Genomic DNA, 18,173 nt, shown 5'->3' with positions numbered 1-18,173 from the left:
ACGACAGAAGCCTTTTGGCATGCTTAAAATTTGGTAAACCGTATGAGAACACTACAAGATCTATGTTGTTTTTTTGTTAATGGTTGAAAATGTACGGATACTTAAATCACCATGCGAAATGTAGGTAGGTCTAAAAGAATGTATGCTATTAGCAATAGCACCATTGGCAGCAATAGCGACGCCACCACCTAAAGCAGATGCCATTGCCGGAATTTGTTTCATCACCAAAATGCATAAACCAAGCACGATGCATAACATTGAACTATCGCTTAACGTGGTAACGGTTGAATGGTTCATAGCGATTTTATGAAGATAACTACTGGCTACCGAAGTCATCAATTGCCCTGAAGTCACACCAAGTAACAGCACAAACCCGAAGTTCAGCACCATTGCTAACCAGCTTTCGAAGAATCGTTGTGTCGCTTGAAACAGCAGTAGTACAAAGAAAGCTGGTCCGATAGCCAACAGCACGCTCACCATCACTTTGCTGAGTAAAATGAAAAATGCGACCAACAAGGTTAGGCAACTGCCAACCAGTAATACGGCTACAGCAATAAAGTACATACCGAAATTGCCATTCATTACTCCACCTTGCTTCCACGCATTATCGGCTAGCGCAAATACTTGGCTGAATAATTCATCCAATAAATGTGCTGCATCTAATGAGTGACCACCCTCGACAATTGACGCTATGGTTTGTGGCGTTTGGCTTAAAAAGGTAACGACCGTTTGGTTGTAATTACTCACGGTTAAGCCCAAAGCCAGAATGAAACCGATACGCAATATTCGAAAGAAGCCCTCTTGTAATGGTGCTTCGCTTCGACCTGTCATCAAGGCATAACCCCAAATCGCTAACCAGATGATCATCAAGCTGGTAAACAAAGGCAGTAGAAAGTGGATCAAACGCTCCGAACCTTGCTGAACATAATCATTCAAGGCTCTATCTACCGCATGGAATATCCCTTGATACAGATTGCTTTTGCCAGCCATACATAATCCCCGTGTTCAGTAAAGATTCGACATCTACCAATCTATGGGATGAAGCTCACCAGCGGATAACTGGTTAGCGGCATGTAAGGCATTGATGCAATCAGGCTCTTTGTTGTATTTAGCAGGATCATCACTGCACAGTTTTAAGGTTTGTTTTAACACCTCATCGTGTTTCATAAACCAAGTGACCGTATGCCCTTTGTGTTTAAACTTTGGTTCAGGCGGTTTATTACAACCAGTAAGACAAAGCACAAATAAGCTGATGATGGCGCACAAAAATGCTTTCATTGAAATACCTCATTTAGTTTGTCACACCTGCGTAGGCAGGTGTCTAGCGACTATAAAGGCTCTGGATTATTCGCTTCGCCCGATATTTAAATATCGTTCAACGCCCACACGGGGCTTTTGTCCTGTCTTCGCAGGAATGACGATTACCAATCAATCGGGTGTAACTCGCCAGCTGACTCAATCGCCATTTGAGTAATTTTTTGTTGTGTTAATGCTTCACTGGCTTGTGCTTGAGCATTGAGTAACTGCAACTTGGCTTGCTCGTTTTCCAGCATCACACCTTCGGCATTAATCCGAGCCTGAAGATCTTCAATATCCTTTTGTTGTGGTGCTTGATTAATGTGTTGAATAAGCCTCATCAACTGCTGATAACGCTCTTGAGTTTGCTGCAATGAAATTTGTGTTTGCCCAAACCATTCACCACGATAGCGACCAATATCATCGTAAAGCCCTGCAACATCACCACCTAAACTGAGCCATTCACTGTTATGAATACCTTGCTTATTTAGAGTGAGATTTGGGTCAACTTTTACTGAAACGTCATAAGCCGAATCAATCACGTTCGCCATACCACGAATGCCATTGATACTACTCAGCTGAGACTTAGCCGTTTGTACTTGCTGCTTTAGCGCATTAATTTGTTCAAGCATGTGCTTAACTTGAATGATATTTTGATGCAGGTTTGCCACATCAATAACGGGAAAGGCTTGTACCGAAACAGGCATGAAAACCAATGCGAGTGAAACAGCTAACCACTTCATTTTTCACCTCGCTTATCAGCCAATGCCTGATAATAAAGTGGTAGCCACTGAGTCGGTTCATCACCAACTTGCTCAATCAGTTGAGTCATTAACTGAACTTTATCGCAAGTGCCAGAGATCACCGCTAACTCTTCATCAAAGCCGTTTAAGTTCAAAGTATTTACCGAACTCGACTGGCCTTGCTTAACAATGAATTGCCGTGAATTCGGTTGCAGCTCAGTTTTAATTAACTCGAACTCACGCTCACTAAGATGCAGACCATCAATGTACTCTTCTCGTCTGGCTTTAGGATTCGGCATTAGAATGAGCGTGGCGCATTGCTCAATGAGTGAATGAGCGATTGAAGAGTTGAGTACATCACGGGCAGACTGAGTACCATAAATCATGATGCCGTTTTGCTTGCGAATTGTTTTTTGTTTGTTATTGGCTAAGTCTTCAAAGTATTCATCTGCCAATAGCTTCCAAAATTCATCCATAACGATTTGCAATTTACGACCATCAATCAAGCTTTCAATCCGATGAAACAGATACATTACAATTGGCGTTCTGATCTCAGCCACATCCAAAAATTCAGTAACATCAAACCCAAGTAGTTTGTGCTCATCTACCGATAGCTCGTCAACGTCATTGTCCAGCACCCAAGCCAACTCACCACCTTGACACCATTTGAGTAATTTGGCATGACAACCTTCGGCTTCAACAGGGTCAAGAAACTCCAAGCATCGGCTTAACCTTCTCATTGGCTTTTCAAGACTCATCACTCCACGAACAGCACTAACAACTTCTTGCTGTTGGGTGTGGTTCAGGTTATCACCGCATAATTTACTGATCAGCCGAGTCAGAAACAGCTGATTAGCGGCTGTTGGCGCTAGCTGAAACGGATTAAAGCCTGTTACTTTTCCCATCTGCAAAGGCAGATATAAGCCTGAGCATGCTCGAACATACACCTCTAACCCTCTGTCTTTATCAAAAATGATTTGAGTAGCGTTAAACTTCTTACTTTGCGAAATCAGAAAACCTTGCAGAACGGTTTTACCGCTACCCGATGCACCAATGATCAAGGTATTGCCTAGTGCGTGATGCTCATCCTTAAGCTTGGTTTCCTTGGTAGACTTGTGAGATCGATGGCTCTCATGAAAGTTAAAGTAATAGGGGGCGCCAGATGAGGTTTTTAATAATGTGACCGCATCCCCCCATTGGTTGCCAGTCATGTAACCCGAAGGAAAGTTATGAAAACTGCAAAAGCCAGCAAAGTTCTTAGATGAAATGGGAGAAGGACGAGGACGAAACCGACTGTTAGCTGGAAGTTGTGACCAAAAAGCAGCGGCTAACGCTGTGCTTTCACGAACAGGAATAACCGCAATATCTGCTAACTCTGACTTGAGTTGCGACAAGTATTTTTCAAGCTGTGCTTGGGTATCAGATAAAACCGTTAGTGTTAAATGGTGTTCGCCATAAACAATGCGGTTCGAGGTTATGTCGTCTAGCCCCAAGTCAATCGCTGCAATTTGTGAATGAGCAAAGTCACCAGTGGTATGCAGCCGCTTTTGCTGACGTTGCAATAACTCAGTCGCAACAGGCTTAGATAAGAACTGAAAACTTTGGCTCAATACCAATTCAAACGGAGCCGACAACAGTGCATTAAGCAAACCCGCTTCTGTTTGTTCAGGGTATTCCGAGATCCCCAAACAAGCGCCAAAACGGGTTTGCGTAATGCCAGTTAACGCCAAAACATCACGACCAAACAGTGGGCGAACTCGCATCAATGAATCAGAAATATTGGCTTTAGGTAATGCCCTTTGCTGCCATTCACCATTAACCAAATAATCCAATACCGTCAGTAGCTCAGAATAGATAACATTGCCTTTCAGATACACACCTAAGCGTTGTGGCTGATAAGCTGATAATGAAGAAATTACGGTTTCTACCACTTCATTAAGCACATCAATGGCCTGTGTTATTTCTTCATTGAGTTGTTCTGACGTGAGCTTCTGAGCCTTACCAAACCAAGACGACAATGCTTGATTTGGGCTTCGATAAATGATGCTCAGGTAAAGCTCATTCACCATCAATTGGCTTTGGCAAACCATAGCGGCATATTTGTCATTGAGCTTTCTATCAAACTCACATTCAAACTGACCTTGGGGGAAAACTTGGTGTTTCTTACGAACTAAATGCGTCCATAAACAAAGGTTCGGACTGACGATATTTCTCAGCAATAAATTGAGTTGTTCTTTCCAAAGCTTTACTTGCTCTGGTGCAACCGACTCATGAGCCACACCTTGTAAACGAACTATCTGTAAGTAATCACCACTGTGAGTTTTTATGGTGTGTTCATCGACATGAGTTTGATAAGGAATGAACTCAGTGGCTTCATTCTCATGTTGCCAAATGTGCTTTGGTGTGGACGCAATCATAAGCCGCACCTCTGATTGCGAGTATTACGATAAGGACAAGCCGTAGCAGCACCCAAATGTCGCCAAGCTATCGACTTAGCTTTGGTCTTGAACCACAAAAGCAGTAAACGGAATAACCTTGGATCACGTAGACAGAGCGCATACATCACACCATGAATAGGCACATACAGCAGTAGCATCAATGGGTTCTTAGTCACAATCATCAACACAGCAACCAATGCACCAGCGACAATAATGCCATCCAAAGTCACGCCCCATTTCATTGCAGGACGAGTTACCGCTACAAACAAAGGATCATGCTGATTCATCTCAGTAGCGCTCATCACCATCCCCTACTTCACCGCAGCTGAAATAAGATCAACAATGGTTGAACCACCAAACACCAACACAATGCCTGCAATATACTTACCGCAAGTCTCGCCCGTGATCCTGCCAAACCAAGCCAAATAACCCAAAATGGCAATACCAATAATTGCTGCACTTCGAGCAATACCATTAGTCAGCAGATCCATCACCCAATCCACACCTTCAGTAATCGGATTAGCAAAGGCGATTTCAGGAGCGAGTAATAGGAATGACAACAGCCACAACTGAGCAATCACAGCCTTAGTCAGCTGAATTTTTTGTGGTGAAAATTGATAGGGTTCAGAAATGAAAAAGCCTTTCATTCTTCGCTCTCCTATGAGTTAGAGCGTGTGTATGAAAGGCAGTTTAGGATTATGCGTGGTTGTTGGGTATGTTTATCAAAACATCACATACACATTCTTTGATTACACAGTATGTTTATACTCATCTTGTTCTTCAAGCTCTTTTACCAAGCCTGGCTCTACAACACCTTCGAGTTTGCATAAAATACGATAATTTGAAGGAGCATCTTGTGAAACACTTTCAACTGAAATACTAATATTTGAAGATAACCTCATAAGCTTCTGAATATCCTTTGCAAGATATCTAGGGCAATAACCAATAGCTTCTACTGGGTTATCAACACGAATTAGTATAGCCTTAGAATCATTGTCGTTTTGGCAATCCAAGCACAAGAATAGCTTATCTCCCTGAGCCAGTAATTCTATTCTTTTTTGTGCAGATTCGGTCATATGACTTAGTCCATGTGCAAAAAAGAAATGCTCAAACTCTCCTGATTTCTTAATTTCAACACGTCGAAATACTTGAAGTTGATCTGTGCCTCTCATTCCACCAGAGCGAGCAAGAATGTTCAGCGGTGTTGCTTCACTATTTTTTAACCCCAACCACTCAATGAACTTCGGATACTCTGGTCTTCTTTGAGATAAAAGCCGATTGTAAAATAGTGGAAATAGCTCTTCCGATACATAGGACTTATTTATATTATCCATACCACTGAAAGGAACAAATTTTTCAGCTCTTAAAGCACCTTTTGTATAATGAAATTCATACCCTGAACCAGTTTCCGACAATGCACCTACAACATGCCACTCTCTTGATTCAGGAGATTGCCAAGCTAAGAACACTGGATTAGACCCGTTCATCTGTTAATAACCTTTTTTTATTTTCAATAACCATTTGAAGTGCGAATTCTCTAGCTTCTGATGAAATAACGTCATCAGGTATCGCATTAAATATATCATTTATTTTGGAGTCTGTGAGTTCTTTCAACTTGGATATCCAATATTTTTTTGCTGAAGGTCTTTCTGAAACAGCCTCAAAAAATGCATCTAAAGTAAATAAAGGCTTCTTGTCTTTTTTAAACCTAAAGATTTCAGAACGAGCTTTAGTTACAAAAGTTGCGACCATTCTATTTTTATCTTTAGTCAATAAACGCTCTTTTCGCTCTTCATCTTTGAGCTCCCTACCTAAACTTGCTGCATGGTCATATGTTTCACAAAGATATTTTTCTGATGATGTCATATCGACAACGATGGCCCAATTTTCATGATGCCTATCTTGATTACTTATCAATGCATCTAGCATTAAATAACCACAGAAAATATCTCCAGAATTCAGTTGATTTTTTTGCCATGTCTTTGGAGGTAAAACACCATTATCTAAACAAGCCAAAACTCGTGTTACGGTATGCTCTTTAACCCTTACTTGTTTCTGACTATTTATCAAAGGTTCAGGGTAGCTATTGGGAGTCTCATTATGTAAAACCTCATTCCCCATAACCATACGACTGTGAGGTGAGATAATATTCGGAGACACTACACCACTTCGACCATTCATTTCAGCCATATAATAAATGACATGAGGTATACCAAGAGATTTACATAATTGTTCAGCTACCTTTTCTGACCAGTGTTCACCTGTATCTTTTCTTGAGTACTTGAATAACCATTTTGAATCATGCTCTTTGAACCGAAACCAAAATTTCTCTTTTGTACCAAGCTGTTCAAGATCAACTGGATCAACTTTAATTTTTTTTACTTCATATTTCATATTAGTACTTTCTAAGATTTCAAAAGATGATATCAAAAAGATTGAAATAACAAAGGCGACACCAAATTCAAGGTAAAACTTAGCCTTATACATTAACCCCCCAAATAAGTTACCACTCTTCAATATTCATTGTAAGGTTACTTTTTTGTGGCGTATTACAGACACCTCCAGCTCCCACTGCTCCAACAACATAAACCGACAGGGCTTTTCATCTAACCAATCCCTAAAATTTTTCCCACTATCAATCGACCAAGAACCGCCTTTAGGATCATTGATTACACAGCTATCAAGCGCTGCTTCGGCATGACCAAACAAAGCTTCGTTGAAACCAGTGTAAGCAACCAGTTCTCCTTCGTGAATTAGAGCTTGATATTGATGCAGAGCTTTACAAAGGCAGTAATCAAACAACAGACCATCATTGATATAAATAGCATCGGTTAACAGTAGATAGAGCTGTTTTATATCTTGGTTAGCGACAGGGAAGCTTTTTTGAATGGCTTTAAGGCAATGTTGGTAAACGGGATTGGTAGCAATCCAATGTTGCATTGCTTCATCAAAACTCATTACTGCGGCTTGGAGTGTGATTTCTGGTTTCGTCATGCTTAAGTACCTGACCACAAGTTTCTTAAGATTTTCTTGTGCCCTGCTTCAGCACCCTACGTCGTTGCAATTTCGGTTACATAGCTACGGCTATGCGCCCTTCATTGCGCCTTGTATAGCACTAAATCAGAACACAACAATTTTCAAAGAACTTATCGACAGGCACTTCACCCTCGATAAGCGACTGGAAAATTAACGAATATCAATATATCAGCGATTAAGATTATTGAAATAAGCTGCTTAGATTTTATACAAATATCGTTATTCGATAATCGTATTTTATAAATTATCAATTTTTACTAATAATGTTCATTCTTTCACTTTTGGCAATTTTTTCAATTTTGTCGATTTTGTCACTTTTGTGCATTTTTTCATTTGGAGGTTATTCGTGATTAAAGAATCTATCCCCGAATTACCTAACGATGCTTATCAAACACCATCCTCAAGAGTGAAGAACTTAAGAATGATGTTAGGACTAAGCCGCAAGAAGTTCGAAGAGGTTACAGGCATTTCCGCAGCCACTCTTCAAGCATGGGAAACAGACAAAACCCCACTTTCCACTAAAGGCGCAAATAAGTTAGTTGCAGCCTTTGAAACACTCAACATCAACAGTACCACTGACTGGTTACTTTTAGGTGAAGGTTTCCCACCACGTTATCACCAACCAGAAACCGAATGCTTTGAACTGGATGCTCGGATTTTAAAAGAAGTCTTTTACTTTGAGCAGAATAACCCTTCCCCTATTGTCTCGATTATCTGTGATGATTCAATGGCTCCGTTTTACGAGCTAGGTGATTATGTTGGCGGTTGTCAGTTACTACCTAATAAAGCTGAAAAGCTGATTGGGAAAGATTGCATCGTCACGTTAGAAACTGGTCAAGTGGTGATCCGCAGAGTTCAGCAAGGCAAAGAAGGTCGATTGAATTTATACAGCTTGAATTACGAAACCCAAGCTGAGAACGCATTTATTTCGGATTGTAAGATACAAAGGATTGCTCAAATTATTTGGCATCGTCGTACTGATGCTGTTTCGATTTAACTCAAATCCTTGTTGGATTGATAAAGAGGAGCAATAACCATGCAACAACCACCCTACTTCACTGTCGATTTATCTGTTCGAGTAGCTGATCTTAACTATGGTAATCACTTAGGCTACAACGGATTGGTGTCACTTCTGCATCACGCTCGATTAGAGTATTTCAAACACTTTGGCATTAACGAATTGGATGTTGATGGCGCTACCGCTTACATCAAACAGCTTAAAGTAGACTATCAAGGTGAAGCGTTTTTGCATGATGTACTGCATTTTCAATATCGAGTATTTGAAACCACCAGAGCCGTATGCACCTTTGAAGCTTTGATCACCAAGAACGATGACCACGCCCCCGTAGCCCACGCTTTCGAAACCATGATTTTATTGGATAACCAAACCAAGAAAGTAGTTAAGAATTCCAATGGCTTTGCAAAGCTAATCGACTATCGAGGTGAGTAATATGAACAATATCATCGCTACGACTTACTTCAACGATACCTTTGAGCAGATATACCAAGACTTAGCTTACAACTACGGCTGCACTTATATGTCGTATGTGTTCGAACAAAACGGACATCGTGTGACTCACGCCACCAATCAAGAATGGAACAGCATCTACTTTGGTGAAAACCTACTAGACCGCTGCGCCCTATTTCGAGTTGGAAAACGCTTTATGAAACGCAAAGGCTGCTTTGAAACCGTCTTCCGCTGGAACGACATTAAAACTGTTAGCAAAGACGAACACGAGATCAACGGCATCCGCACCGAATTCAACATCCACAATGGACTCAGCTTCGGCAAAAGCTACTATGGCTCAAAAGAATTCCTTGGACTCGCCACCGACAAAGCCCATTCAGAATTCCCACAACTATTACTCATGAACAAACCAGAAATGGACTACTTATTATTCAGAATGAGAAGAGTAGCGTTTATGGAGAGGTTGACAAAAAACATTGAACATTCAATGTAATAGTGTGATAGCTTGCTTACCACAAATGCATTAGCAATTTTGTTTTTAAATAAATTAAAACGATAAAGGGATTTTTATGAAAGCTAAGTTCATTGGTTTTGCTTTGCTATTTATCACGCTTATTGCACCTGTATACGGTGAAGTATTAGAGTTTCCAGCAACTAAGTTAGGGAAAGTCACAGCTGAAATAATTCTGCCTCCATCATATCAAGTGAATGATGAAACACCATATCCTGTAATCTATGTACTTGATGGTCAACAACACGGTAAACATACTGCAACCAATTCAGCATTTTTAGCATCAACGGACGTTATGCCAGAGCTTATTGTTGTCGCACTTAATGGCATAGACAGAAACCGTTACTTCACTACCCCTTCAAAGAATAACAATGCAGGTGAAGCACCTGTTCTTCTTGAATTTATTCATCAAACACTGATCCCAAAAGTAAATAAAAATTACAAAACTTCTGGCTTCAATATGGTTGCAGGTCACTCTTTAGGTGGATTATTCGCAGCCTATGTTCTCCAAACAAGGCCAGAGACTTTTAACGCTTATTACCTTTTTAGCCCTGCCATGTGGTGGAATAACGAATCATTGACGGCAAAAGTCAAACCTCTAAGCATAGAGAAAAAGCCATTCGTATATTTGAGCATTGCAAACGAAACAGGGCGGATGAAAACCACTTACACCAACTATAAATCTGCGCTACGTAAGCAAGGGATAAGCTTTGAAGAAGCTAACTTCCCTAATGATGATCACATGACCATTCCGTTAAATGCTCAAATCAGTGCATTCAGAGCACAGTTTCATAACTGGCTATTACCTTTCACTTACATCGTAAATGACCCCAACCTATTCTCTAGTCACTACAAAAAGCTGAATGCTATCTATGGCACAAATGTCAAAGGTCAAGAATTTGAAATTGGACAGCCAGTACAGCATATCATCACTCAGCTAAAGGATAAGAAAAAGGCATTGGTTGCAAGCGATGTTCACTTAGCAGAGTTTCCAAAATCTCAATGGGCGTATAAATCAAAAGCAGATGCTTTTGCCCTCAATGGAAACTTCAAAGAGGCAATGGTTTACATGAAAAAGGCAGTATCTATTGCTAAGAAAACCAAGAGTGATTATCTGCCAGAAATCGAAGAGGCTTTAGCAGATTTAAAATCTAAGCTTTAAAATATGAGCCATCACACCTCAACTCTATCACCGTGACTTGGTGGAGTTGAGGTAATAAAAATCAATTTATTACTGTTCTAATTAACCCATATGCCGCTTGTGATCCATTGATTTATGGAGCACTCGGATTACGGTCAGATTATTGCCTTTGACTTTATAAAAAACAACATGGGATACGACAAATAGCGCCTGCAAATTTGGGCTTATTTCATCGCAATTTCGACCAAGCTCTGGTGAAGTGGCAGCTTTGGTAAAAGCACTGTTTAAATCTTGAATATATTGTTCAGCTCTGGCTTCACCAAATTGTCGGTAGCTATAGATAAAAATATCTTCTAAGTCTTGTATGGCTTTGGGTTTTAGATGAATTGACTTAGCCATTCTGAGCTTTCATCTTCGCTGTTGTTAGAAATGAGTTCATATCCCACTTTACAGCTTCACCACTACTTTCACCTTCTTCGATCAATTGACGAAGTGTTTCTAATTTTGAGTGAGCTTGTTTCTCTTGTAAAAGTCTTAGACCTTCACGAACGACTTCACTATTTGTCTTGTAATTTCCTGACTCAACAAGACCTTCTACAAAACTGCGTAGCTCTTCACCTGTATCAACGGTCATTGTTCTTGCTGGCATATCGGCTCCAATAATGAATCTTTGCTCAAAGTATAAGACATATACTTACACTCTTTAAAGATCACACGCAAATTAAATATGTATTAATTTACAATTTCAAATGCTTCACATTTCGTGCCTTGGTGATAAATCATCTGCCAATTACTATCACTTTGCTGCTGCCAAATTGAGCAACGATGAGAATATAAAAAGTCACTATCTCCTCGCTTGAATGCAGATTGATAGAGTAACATCGCAGTATCATTTGAAAGTAAACGACACTCAAAACCTGTTGCTTTTACGGTAAACGAATCTTCAGTAGGTAGTCGGCTCATTACATTGTCTTTGCCAAATCGCAGACCAGTGCTTGAAACTTCAATGAAGTCATCAGCAATGAGTGAATTCAACTTAGATTTTGACGACCTAACTGCATCAGAGAACAACGACTTTTCAAGTTGGATAATTGTTTCTTTGATGGATTTGATTTTCACAACTACACAGCTCCATATGAAATATTAAAAGAAGACTTGAACCCCTCAGCTTAGAAAAGTTGGTTATCGGTGTAAATACAAACCACCAACAATATGAATCCCTAATACTGCATACAGCCATTTTGTAAGCCATTCATGACTTTCAAATGCAAAGCCAAACACATCTCGGTCTACTGGTGTAAATGGAACAGACAGAACGCCTAAAAAGTCTAATGGCAATTCACCATTTATTAGAGAAAGGAAACCTGAAATGGCAAGTAATGCGAAGGTTAGATAAAGCGAGTAGTGCAACCCATAAGTAATAACCTTATGCCTCACACTTTGGAAAACCATTTTCGTATCACGGTTTGGATATATGCGATTCCATAAAATGCGACCACCTAACAGAACAAATAAGGCAATGGCTTCAATAAGGTGAGTTGTCATTGCGTCTTGCTTATGAATCAAGTCGCCCTTAATACGATAATCAGTTATGTGTATTGAGGTTCCCATTCCCCAAAGCATATCAATGATGATAATTGCGGATAGCCAGTGTAACCCTCTGTCGATGTAGTACGCTTTTGTGTTTGTCATTATCAGTCCTTTTTTGACGCCACATTTTTATGCGCTACACGATATCACTATATCTAATAGCCAGATAGCAGGAATAGGTTTAACGGGAACAATTTATGTAACATAAAAATTACAACTTTCCCTAATCGCCTTCATCCGTTTATTTGATTGTTTACAAGCGAGGTTAATGATACCTACTTCTTCCGTACAGTTATTGTCAGATCTCCAAGGAGCGCAGCTGTCACTGCTTAAAGAGCAAACAGGTTCCTCGCATTGAACATCAACTTTGGGTTCAGTTTTTTCTGGCTCAGCCCTTTGCAGCTCCCAACCTTCAAGCCTTGTTTCTATTTTTGCATCAGCAATAACACCGATGATTTTAATGATGTCTTCACCGTAGCGGTTCGCAGCTTCGTTGACGATTTTGGCAAGCTTGACTGGACGATTGCCTCGCTTACAGCATAAGCCTCCGTTGGCTTCAATGTAGCCTTGCCAGTTGGCAGCATCAGCGGCTTTTCTAGCACGCTCTAAAATATCGTCATTAGTGATGGCTTGTCTTCTCCTTCGTAACTCTCGCCATACTGTGACTGGCGCACCACCGATTTGTTGAAACTGCCGTATTCGCCATGTACTTGCCCAAGATGCAACGCCTTCAGCAGCATGCTTGCCAGAACTTTCTGCTTCAAAGTCGACATCAACATAAGCACCATCAATATTTTTGGCGATGTATTTGGCAAGATAGCCTGTAGCACTTCCAAAGGCTGGATCGATTGGTTTGAAATCAAAGCGAGGGCTGCAATCTTCAGGCGTGAAGTGTTCCCCGACAATATTCAGCTCTTCTTTATCGTGCTCAACCGCATATTCACAGATAATTTGCCTAGCCAGTTCTACTTGCTCAGGCTTAAAGAACAACAATAAATGCCAGTGCGGTGTTCCATCGTGATGAGGTTCAACAACTCTAAAGCCAAAAGTTTCGATTTCATTTCTGGCAAATTTAGCTCTGACTTTTGACCACTGCTGGCAAAGGTATTTTTGAGTGTCCCTTGGCGTGGCGCCTTGGTAATTTGAATTGGCGTGGCTTTTACCTGATTTGTCTTTTACCCAACTATGGTATTTGGAAGGCGCAGTCCAAGTATAAAACTCACCAACATAGCCATGCTCTTCAGCTAATTGTTCAAAGCCTCGCATTCTGACCATGAGTTCTACTCGTCGATGTTCAGGGTTTGAAATCGAGGCATTCACCGCTTCTAGTAACGGTAGTTCTAAATCGTGCTCCTCATTAATGAGCAACATCATCTTTAGCCAAGTAAAATTAGCTTTTTTACGAGCTTGGTATTCTTGCAAGGTTTTATGAGAAACGTATGGAGAGACACCACAGCGAACCTTACCGACAATAATGGCTGCGTGTTCTTTGTATTGTTGATAAGCTCGATTGAGCTGATTGAGCCACCATTGCTCATCAATCAATCTTGCTATGGCTTTAGCGATAAGATCAAATTCACCTGAGACGTCATCCCCCCGAATAATTTTGTTCTCTAGCTTAATTAAATTAGGAAGATACGGACTAAACCCCCATCGATCAGCTGGATGCTTTACCGCTTTGATAAGCTTTACAGCATTAACTTGTTTGGTTCGCTGCTCAGTTTCATCTTCAAGGATCTTTAGACATAAGGTTGACCATTCATGTGCGGTTTCACTGAGCCTTAATTCTGAGCAGAGGTGGTAAAGAGGGATTGGAAACTTGCGGATCACTTCATTGATAAACTCAACACGCTTTCTTAGCCAAATGTTGGCGCTACGGGGATTGGAGTACTTTTTGTATCTTCGAAGATATTCATTCTTTAAAGAAAGAGCCGAAGCCTCGGGGATACGCTGTAATTGACCTTCCATCCATCGTAAATTGACTTTTATGGCTTCAGATTTAATTTGAATTTCGTGCTTGAGTGTTTGAATTTGTAATGATGTAGATCTTGGGTAATGGCTAATGAAATCGATAAGAAGTGGATAAGATAAAACATCGGGGATCGAGGCTAGATAGGAAACTACACACTGTAAGTCCAGTTCACTAGAACCGACAAATTTATCAGATAGTTTTAATCCTGTCTGAGCCTCAAAATGCTTGAGTTCCATAACTGTATGCTCTGCACTTTTTGATCATGCCGCTTGGCGATGCTGGTGATAGCCAAGCTGCTCATGCAGAACATCACTGAGCTGTGAGCATATTTCGTATAAATCAATGTCATTGAGCACTAATAAACACACTCTTAGTAGTGCAGATGTCATGCCTGCATAACGGTTGGCTAGTGAAAAATCGCCATGGCGAATAGCTGACCAAAATTTACTGTATATTTCAGCCAAGATACGACGCATGGCTAAATGCTGATGATTAGACAAATCAAAGGCGTAGGAAGACATAATCGCTCTCCTATAAGTGATTAAAAGTTGGGTTTATTTAGATGAAACTTAGCGAGATCAGCCGCTTAAGAGGTTAACTTCTGATTGTTTACTATTGGTTGCAACAAAGGCATTGTGACGAGAAAAATGACACTGTTCCTTGCTTAAGTTAACGCCACTAAACTCATTAGCGGTATCAGTAACAAAGATAATGGCGTGACGAATATCATTCCGCTGCTTAGGATTAAATTGCTCGAATTGATAATCCCAAAACAACTGAGAATTAATACCAGCTTGGATCAGCAACATGATTTTTTGCTCTTTAGTCAGCTTATCGTAATGACTAGCCAAGCTACTCTGCCCTAGCATCGCTCTCATAGACTGTATGGCGAGTTCAGCAACACTGTAGTTTTGATTGGTGTATGTTGAGGACGCTTTTACATTATCCATCACATCCTCCTTCATGAAGCTGCTGGTATCGAAGGACAACTTGGGAAACCATGACTCACTAATCGAGGCGTTCCTTTTGTTTCAAGTAACTCGATTAATTGCCTCAGTTCTGACATCAATTCTACAGCTTGCTTAACTATAGAATGACGAGCAGTTTCCGTGACTCGTTGCTTATCTCGAATTTGCAATGTCAGATCTGACAAATAGCCTGTATTTGAGCATATCTTCAATAGACAGTTTGTTATTGAATTAGCAGAGTTGGCGTAACCATCATTAAACAACTGCGATGGAAAGCAACCAATCTGAAATAGCACTCCATCAACGATACAGCGGTTATCACTCGCTAGCGTTATATCAACCAACTCATTCACGGTTAACTGGTGTGGTTGATTTAGGCAGAGCTTATTTCGCAACACTTGAGCACTTTGGAAACCAACTTGCTGAGCAAGATCTGATAAAACATGACTTTTAGCAAATGAACGAATTGCATTATTCACATGATCATGTTTGGATTTTTCATCTGTAAACATAGCTAAGACCTCTTAACATTGTTATGTTCCATTTGAAAACGATTTGTCCCTGAAAAGCTTTAAGACGAAGTGATAAGTTCAGCGGCCTCCTTGGTTAAAGCCAATAAATTAATTAAAGGCTTGTCTGTTCTTTTAAGCTTTGGACGAATTGGAAGTCGACCATCAGCAGCCATCTTCTTTATAGTGTTGTAGGGGACTCCAGAGAGTTTGGCGTACTCTTCATAAGTCACGAAGGGAGAAGCAATTTGAATAGCAATATCACTCATTTGATCGTATCCTTATTACTAACTGTCTTTCTTATGCGTTGGGGAATGCTACCGAAAGACTAAAATTCAACCATCGAGCAAGGATTGTTGATCTAATGAGTAGTATCGTCAAGCTGAAAAACATGAATTTTTCACATTCGCTAAATTCAGCATTAAATGCTGACGGTGGCAAAGAAATTGTTGAGCGATTGATCAGTCTCTTTTGTGTTCGTAATCGTCTTGAATTAGCAGAAGTTCTTGGCACTCATCCCGGCACCTTCTCCACATGGCAAACTAGAAACACCACTCCTTATGAAATGCTCACCCGTGTTCATTTAGCAACAGGTGTTTCAATGGAATATTTATGTTTCGGTAAAGGTGAACTACCAGATATCTTCCAAGGTACACAGTGGACATCAAAAGACGCACCACTCAGACAAACTGAAATAACGACTTCTTCATCAGAATCAAATCAGCTGTCTATTTACGCTGTAAGCAATGGCGATTTAAAAAAAGTAGAAGAATTCCCTGTCGCTCCACAATTCCATAACCGATTCGGGATCAGCACTGACGACTTCGCACTAGAACACTCAGACGGCCTACTCTTCATCAACACTAATCAAAATGTTGTCACCAAAGGCACATACCTCTTCAGCGTTAATGGCGCCCATCAAGTAGGTGAACTCAGACAGCTACCAGACGGTAACATCTACTTTTATGATGAAGGTGAAAAGTATCTGGTTGATACAGAAGCTACTGAGGTTAAAGGAAGAGTCGTGAAGGTGTTGGGTGAAAAGTGATGTTTTCCCCAACACTTTTTAGACAGCACTGCATTAGAGCTTTACTGAGCTGCTATGTTAGTTTGATTTAATTTCACCCCAAATAAAGGACGTACCCACTTCCAGCGTCGTATGCAAAATTCATGTATAAGTAAACAACCCAAAAATGTCGCTAGTGTTAAAGCTAAGAACTCAGTATAAACAGGTAGGTTTTGCCTCGTTAACCAATAACCAAACATAACAATTAATGTTTGATGCAGTATATACCAAGGAAATACAGCTTCTGTCATATATGACAACACCTTACTCGGTTTATTCAACCACTTTTGCGCCATCGCTAACATAGCGACAATAGAAAACCAAGGGTAAACTGTTTTTCTTACGATTTCAGAATAGTGCTCAGTCATTTCAAAAGCAGGTGACCAATAACTTTGTCCTTCTAAATACCAGACAATCGATGCCAATGAAGCTATACCAAAGACCATTACAAGAGAAGGGAGCAGTGCATTACTGACGGCTTTCCAAAAGCTACTATCCTTCGCAATTAAAAAACCGAAAATAAAAATACTAAAAAACAACTGATGATTAGCCCAGTCATCAATAAGAGCGTGTGTTGAAGGGTAGATTGGCTTTAATATAAAACGGTAAGTCATAAAAATGACTGTTGGAACAAGCATAACAATTAAGACCCCCAGCTCGTTATCTAGCCCAACTCTCATTATTTTCTGACCAATCCCATCCATAAATTTGATTAGCGGTCAAGAAACTGGGATTAACATTAAGGTATAAAACAACAAATAAACTACATACCAAAGATGATTCCAAGTAGGTATGATTATTGAGTATTTATCAAAACTGCCTATCAAATATTCTGGGTAGAAAGCCCAAAAGCCCGATGTTATTTCACCTTTATCTAACAGCTCTAACCACGACTGTAGCTTTTTTAGATAATCTTCAATCTTTATATCATCTGCTAGCAGCGACTCTATTGGTAAAAATGTATACGGCTTCAAGTACCATTTTAAATTTAAATGATTACGTATAGCTGCTGATAATGAAGGAGAAGCACCTTCTAAAATTAAACCATCGGGTGAAATTTCTATTGCAACAATTGTCGCTAACATCGAACCTAAAGAGCGACCATAGAAGAAAATTTTGTCATTACAAAATTTAGTGCTTTTTTTCACGCTTATAATCAGTAATTTTATAAGTGCAGCAGTGTTATCAACGCGGCCTTTTGCACCATCTTGTCCGGGGTAAGATAAATAAATTGCACTCAAATTTTTATCAGTAAAAATTTTAAATAATTCCTTTTCGTATCGTTTAATGCCTCCAGTCCTTCCAGAATGCGTATTCCGGTGAATTGGATCACCGATTCCAGATTGATGTGGATCACTAAGCACCTAACGTAACGTGAAGCCCTATTTTTAATCTATGTGATCCACATCAGTCAAGATTTCCTCTTTTTTACGCA

Annotated in this window: 25 protein-coding genes; 5 read left to right on the top strand and 20 right to left on the bottom strand. The window is 40.1% G+C overall.

Annotation, left to right across the window (positions count from 1 at the left end; all coding sequences use genetic code 11):
* Positions 1-60: 60 nt before the first annotated feature.
* The 9 genes from D5018_RS17700 to D5018_RS17660 form a co-directional block, all read right to left on the bottom strand.
* Positions 61-990: a TrbL/VirB6 family protein gene (locus D5018_RS17700; protein WP_121840321.1), complete on the bottom strand. Its 930-nt coding sequence runs from the start codon at positions 988-990 to the stop codon at positions 61-63.
* 33 nt (positions 991-1,023) lie between these two features.
* A complete protein-coding gene (locus D5018_RS17695; protein WP_121840320.1) occupies positions 1,024-1,278 on the bottom strand; it encodes an EexN family lipoprotein in 255 nt (84 codons plus the stop codon).
* A 143-nt stretch (positions 1,279-1,421) separates the two neighbouring features.
* Positions 1,422-2,039, bottom strand: a complete 618-nt coding sequence (locus D5018_RS17690; protein WP_121840319.1) for a type IV secretion system protein — start codon at positions 2,037-2,039, stop codon at positions 1,422-1,424.
* Positions 2,036-4,456, bottom strand: a complete 2,421-nt coding sequence (locus D5018_RS17685; RefSeq protein ID WP_121840318.1) for a VirB4 family type IV secretion/conjugal transfer ATPase — start codon at positions 4,454-4,456, stop codon at positions 2,036-2,038. The genes D5018_RS17690 and D5018_RS17685 overlap by 4 nt, the downstream gene beginning before the upstream one ends.
* On the bottom strand, positions 4,453-4,779 hold the full coding sequence (locus D5018_RS17680) for a VirB3 family type IV secretion system protein (RefSeq protein ID WP_165905098.1): 327 nt from the start codon (positions 4,777-4,779) through the stop codon (positions 4,453-4,455). Before D5018_RS17680 ends, D5018_RS17685 begins: the two co-directional genes overlap by 4 nt.
* A gap of 9 nt (positions 4,780-4,788) precedes the next feature.
* Entirely contained in the window at positions 4,789-5,124 is a 336-nt protein-coding gene (locus tag D5018_RS17675; RefSeq protein ID WP_121840316.1) for a TrbC/VirB2 family protein, read from the bottom strand.
* A 102-nt stretch (positions 5,125-5,226) separates the two neighbouring features.
* Positions 5,227-5,964 carry an HIRAN domain-containing protein gene (locus D5018_RS17670; protein ID WP_121840315.1) on the bottom strand — a complete coding sequence of 246 codons (738 nt, stop codon included), beginning with the start codon at positions 5,962-5,964 and terminating at the stop codon, positions 5,227-5,229.
* Positions 5,951-6,964 carry a HipA domain-containing protein gene (locus tag D5018_RS17665; protein WP_207819362.1) on the bottom strand — a complete coding sequence of 338 codons (1,014 nt, stop codon included), beginning with the start codon at positions 6,962-6,964 and terminating at the stop codon, positions 5,951-5,953. Before D5018_RS17665 ends, D5018_RS17670 begins: the two co-directional genes overlap by 14 nt.
* Before the next feature lie 33 nt (positions 6,965-6,997).
* Positions 6,998-7,471, bottom strand: a complete 474-nt coding sequence (locus tag D5018_RS17660) for a hypothetical protein (RefSeq protein ID WP_121840314.1) — start codon at positions 7,469-7,471, stop codon at positions 6,998-7,000.
* Between the two features lie 388 nt (positions 7,472-7,859).
* Between D5018_RS17660 and D5018_RS17655 the strand changes: the two genes are divergently transcribed.
* The 4 genes from D5018_RS17655 (at position 7,860) to D5018_RS17640 (ending at position 10,654) form a co-directional block, all read left to right on the top strand.
* Positions 7,860-8,510 carry an XRE family transcriptional regulator gene (locus D5018_RS17655; protein ID WP_121840313.1) on the top strand — a complete coding sequence of 217 codons (651 nt, stop codon included), beginning with the start codon at positions 7,860-7,862 and terminating at the stop codon, positions 8,508-8,510.
* Positions 8,511-8,549: 39 nt separating this feature from the next.
* Positions 8,550-8,963: an acyl-CoA thioesterase gene (locus D5018_RS17650; protein ID WP_121840312.1), complete on the top strand. Its 414-nt coding sequence runs from the start codon at positions 8,550-8,552 to the stop codon at positions 8,961-8,963.
* 1 nt (position 8,964) lies between these two features.
* The gene (locus D5018_RS17645; RefSeq protein ID WP_121840311.1) at positions 8,965-9,474 is read left to right on the top strand and encodes a hypothetical protein; all 510 of its coding nucleotides are present in this window, start codon (positions 8,965-8,967) and stop codon (positions 9,472-9,474) included.
* 76 nt (positions 9,475-9,550) lie between these two features.
* Positions 9,551-10,654 carry an alpha/beta hydrolase-fold protein gene (locus D5018_RS17640; protein WP_121840310.1) on the top strand — a complete coding sequence of 368 codons (1,104 nt, stop codon included), beginning with the start codon at positions 9,551-9,553 and terminating at the stop codon, positions 10,652-10,654.
* Positions 10,655-10,735: 81 nt separating this feature from the next.
* On the opposite strand, the gene D5018_RS17635 is transcribed toward D5018_RS17640, so the two are convergent.
* From D5018_RS17635 to D5018_RS17595, 9 genes are all read right to left on the bottom strand, one after another.
* Positions 10,736-11,032 carry a type II toxin-antitoxin system RelE/ParE family toxin gene (locus D5018_RS17635; protein WP_121840309.1) on the bottom strand — a complete coding sequence of 99 codons (297 nt, stop codon included), beginning with the start codon at positions 11,030-11,032 and terminating at the stop codon, positions 10,736-10,738.
* A complete protein-coding gene (locus D5018_RS17630) occupies positions 11,025-11,282 on the bottom strand; it encodes a type II toxin-antitoxin system ParD family antitoxin (RefSeq protein WP_121840308.1) in 258 nt (85 codons plus the stop codon). Before D5018_RS17630 ends, D5018_RS17635 begins: the two co-directional genes overlap by 8 nt.
* A gap of 83 nt (positions 11,283-11,365) precedes the next feature.
* Complete coding sequence (locus D5018_RS17625; protein ID WP_165905097.1) at positions 11,366-11,752, bottom strand: nuclear transport factor 2 family protein; 387 nt, start codon at positions 11,750-11,752, stop codon at positions 11,366-11,368.
* A 63-nt stretch (positions 11,753-11,815) separates the two neighbouring features.
* On the bottom strand, positions 11,816-12,325 hold the full coding sequence (locus D5018_RS17620) for a cytochrome b (protein ID WP_121840306.1): 510 nt from the start codon (positions 12,323-12,325) through the stop codon (positions 11,816-11,818).
* Between the two features lie 93 nt (positions 12,326-12,418).
* Positions 12,419-14,431, bottom strand: a complete 2,013-nt coding sequence (locus tag D5018_RS17615; RefSeq protein ID WP_121840305.1) for a replication endonuclease — start codon at positions 14,429-14,431, stop codon at positions 12,419-12,421.
* A 24-nt stretch (positions 14,432-14,455) separates the two neighbouring features.
* A complete protein-coding gene (locus tag D5018_RS17610; RefSeq protein ID WP_121840304.1) occupies positions 14,456-14,716 on the bottom strand; it encodes a hypothetical protein in 261 nt (86 codons plus the stop codon).
* 57 nt (positions 14,717-14,773) lie between these two features.
* Positions 14,774-15,145: a hypothetical protein gene (locus D5018_RS17605; RefSeq protein ID WP_121840303.1), complete on the bottom strand. Its 372-nt coding sequence runs from the start codon at positions 15,143-15,145 to the stop codon at positions 14,774-14,776.
* A gap of 11 nt (positions 15,146-15,156) precedes the next feature.
* The gene (locus D5018_RS17600) at positions 15,157-15,675 is read right to left on the bottom strand and encodes a phage regulatory CII family protein (RefSeq protein ID WP_121840302.1); all 519 of its coding nucleotides are present in this window, start codon (positions 15,673-15,675) and stop codon (positions 15,157-15,159) included.
* A 59-nt stretch (positions 15,676-15,734) separates the two neighbouring features.
* On the bottom strand, positions 15,735-15,941 hold the full coding sequence (locus tag D5018_RS17595) for a MerR family transcriptional regulator (RefSeq protein WP_121840301.1): 207 nt from the start codon (positions 15,939-15,941) through the stop codon (positions 15,735-15,737).
* Positions 15,942-16,036: 95 nt separating this feature from the next.
* On the opposite strand from D5018_RS17595, the gene D5018_RS17590 reads away from it, so the two are divergent.
* Positions 16,037-16,720, top strand: coding sequence for a helix-turn-helix domain-containing protein (locus D5018_RS17590; RefSeq protein ID WP_121840300.1), 684 nt, complete (start codon positions 16,037-16,039; stop codon positions 16,718-16,720).
* A 41-nt stretch (positions 16,721-16,761) separates the two neighbouring features.
* Here the strand turns inward: D5018_RS17590 and D5018_RS17585 are convergent, their stop codons facing one another.
* Positions 16,762-17,376 (bottom strand): acyltransferase family protein, encoded by a 615-nt coding sequence (locus D5018_RS17585; protein ID WP_165905096.1) that lies wholly within the window; start codon positions 17,374-17,376, stop codon positions 16,762-16,764.
* Between the two features lie 81 nt (positions 17,377-17,457).
* Entirely contained in the window at positions 17,458-18,102 is a 645-nt protein-coding gene (locus D5018_RS17580; RefSeq protein ID WP_121840298.1) for a hypothetical protein, read from the bottom strand.
* Between the last annotated feature and the right edge of the window lie 71 nt (positions 18,103-18,173).

It is taken from the genome of Parashewanella curva (genome assembly GCF_003675895.1).
GTDB lineage: Bacteria > Pseudomonadota > Gammaproteobacteria > Enterobacterales > Shewanellaceae > Parashewanella > Parashewanella curva.
Note: the sequence above shows the minus strand (reverse complement) of the source record. Positions and strands in the feature narration are given on the sequence as shown.

What these genes read in the sequence shown, in the direction of transcription:
- D5018_RS17645 (WP_121840311.1), top strand. Translation starts at nt 8,965, where the DNA reads ATGAACAATATCATCGCTACGACTTACTTCAACGATACCTTTGAGCAG.
- D5018_RS17640 (WP_121840310.1), top strand. Translation starts at nt 9,551, where the DNA reads ATGAAAGCTAAGTTCATTGGTTTTGCTTTGCTATTTATCACGCTTATT.
- D5018_RS17670 (WP_121840315.1), bottom strand. Translation starts at nt 5,964, where the DNA reads ATGAACGGGTCTAATCCAGTGTTCTTAGCTTGGCAATCTCCTGAATCA.
- D5018_RS17590 (WP_121840300.1), top strand. Translation starts at nt 16,037, where the DNA reads ATGAGTAGTATCGTCAAGCTGAAAAACATGAATTTTTCACATTCGCTA.
- D5018_RS17685 (WP_121840318.1), bottom strand. Translation starts at nt 4,456, where the DNA reads ATGATTGCGTCCACACCAAAGCACATTTGGCAACATGAGAATGAAGCC.
- D5018_RS17630 (WP_121840308.1), bottom strand. Translation starts at nt 11,282, where the DNA reads ATGCCAGCAAGAACAATGACCGTTGATACAGGTGAAGAGCTACGCAGT.
- D5018_RS17660 (WP_121840314.1), bottom strand. Translation starts at nt 7,471, where the DNA reads ATGACGAAACCAGAAATCACACTCCAAGCCGCAGTAATGAGTTTTGAT.
- D5018_RS17620 (WP_121840306.1), bottom strand. Translation starts at nt 12,325, where the DNA reads ATGACAAACACAAAAGCGTACTACATCGACAGAGGGTTACACTGGCTA.
- D5018_RS17675 (WP_121840316.1), bottom strand. Translation starts at nt 5,124, where the DNA reads ATGAAAGGCTTTTTCATTTCTGAACCCTATCAATTTTCACCACAAAAA.
- D5018_RS17665 (WP_207819362.1), bottom strand. Translation starts at nt 6,964, where the DNA reads ATGTATAAGGCTAAGTTTTACCTTGAATTTGGTGTCGCCTTTGTTATT.
- D5018_RS17595 (WP_121840301.1), bottom strand. Translation starts at nt 15,941, where the DNA reads ATGAGTGATATTGCTATTCAAATTGCTTCTCCCTTCGTGACTTATGAA.
- D5018_RS17610 (WP_121840304.1), bottom strand. Translation starts at nt 14,716, where the DNA reads ATGTCTTCCTACGCCTTTGATTTGTCTAATCATCAGCATTTAGCCATG.
- D5018_RS17695 (WP_121840320.1), bottom strand. Translation starts at nt 1,278, where the DNA reads ATGAAAGCATTTTTGTGCGCCATCATCAGCTTATTTGTGCTTTGTCTT.
- D5018_RS17700 (WP_121840321.1), bottom strand. Translation starts at nt 990, where the DNA reads ATGGCTGGCAAAAGCAATCTGTATCAAGGGATATTCCATGCGGTAGAT.
- D5018_RS17690 (WP_121840319.1), bottom strand. Translation starts at nt 2,039, where the DNA reads ATGAAGTGGTTAGCTGTTTCACTCGCATTGGTTTTCATGCCTGTTTCG.
- D5018_RS17600 (WP_121840302.1), bottom strand. Translation starts at nt 15,675, where the DNA reads ATGTTTACAGATGAAAAATCCAAACATGATCATGTGAATAATGCAATT.
- D5018_RS17585 (WP_165905096.1), bottom strand. Translation starts at nt 17,376, where the DNA reads ATGCTTGTTCCAACAGTCATTTTTATGACTTACCGTTTTATATTAAAG.
- D5018_RS17650 (WP_121840312.1), top strand. Translation starts at nt 8,550, where the DNA reads ATGCAACAACCACCCTACTTCACTGTCGATTTATCTGTTCGAGTAGCT.
- D5018_RS17680 (WP_165905098.1), bottom strand. Translation starts at nt 4,779, where the DNA reads ATGAGCGCTACTGAGATGAATCAGCATGATCCTTTGTTTGTAGCGGTA.
- D5018_RS17615 (WP_121840305.1), bottom strand. Translation starts at nt 14,431, where the DNA reads ATGGAACTCAAGCATTTTGAGGCTCAGACAGGATTAAAACTATCTGAT.
- D5018_RS17605 (WP_121840303.1), bottom strand. Translation starts at nt 15,145, where the DNA reads ATGGATAATGTAAAAGCGTCCTCAACATACACCAATCAAAACTACAGT.
- D5018_RS17635 (WP_121840309.1), bottom strand. Translation starts at nt 11,032, where the DNA reads ATGGCTAAGTCAATTCATCTAAAACCCAAAGCCATACAAGACTTAGAA.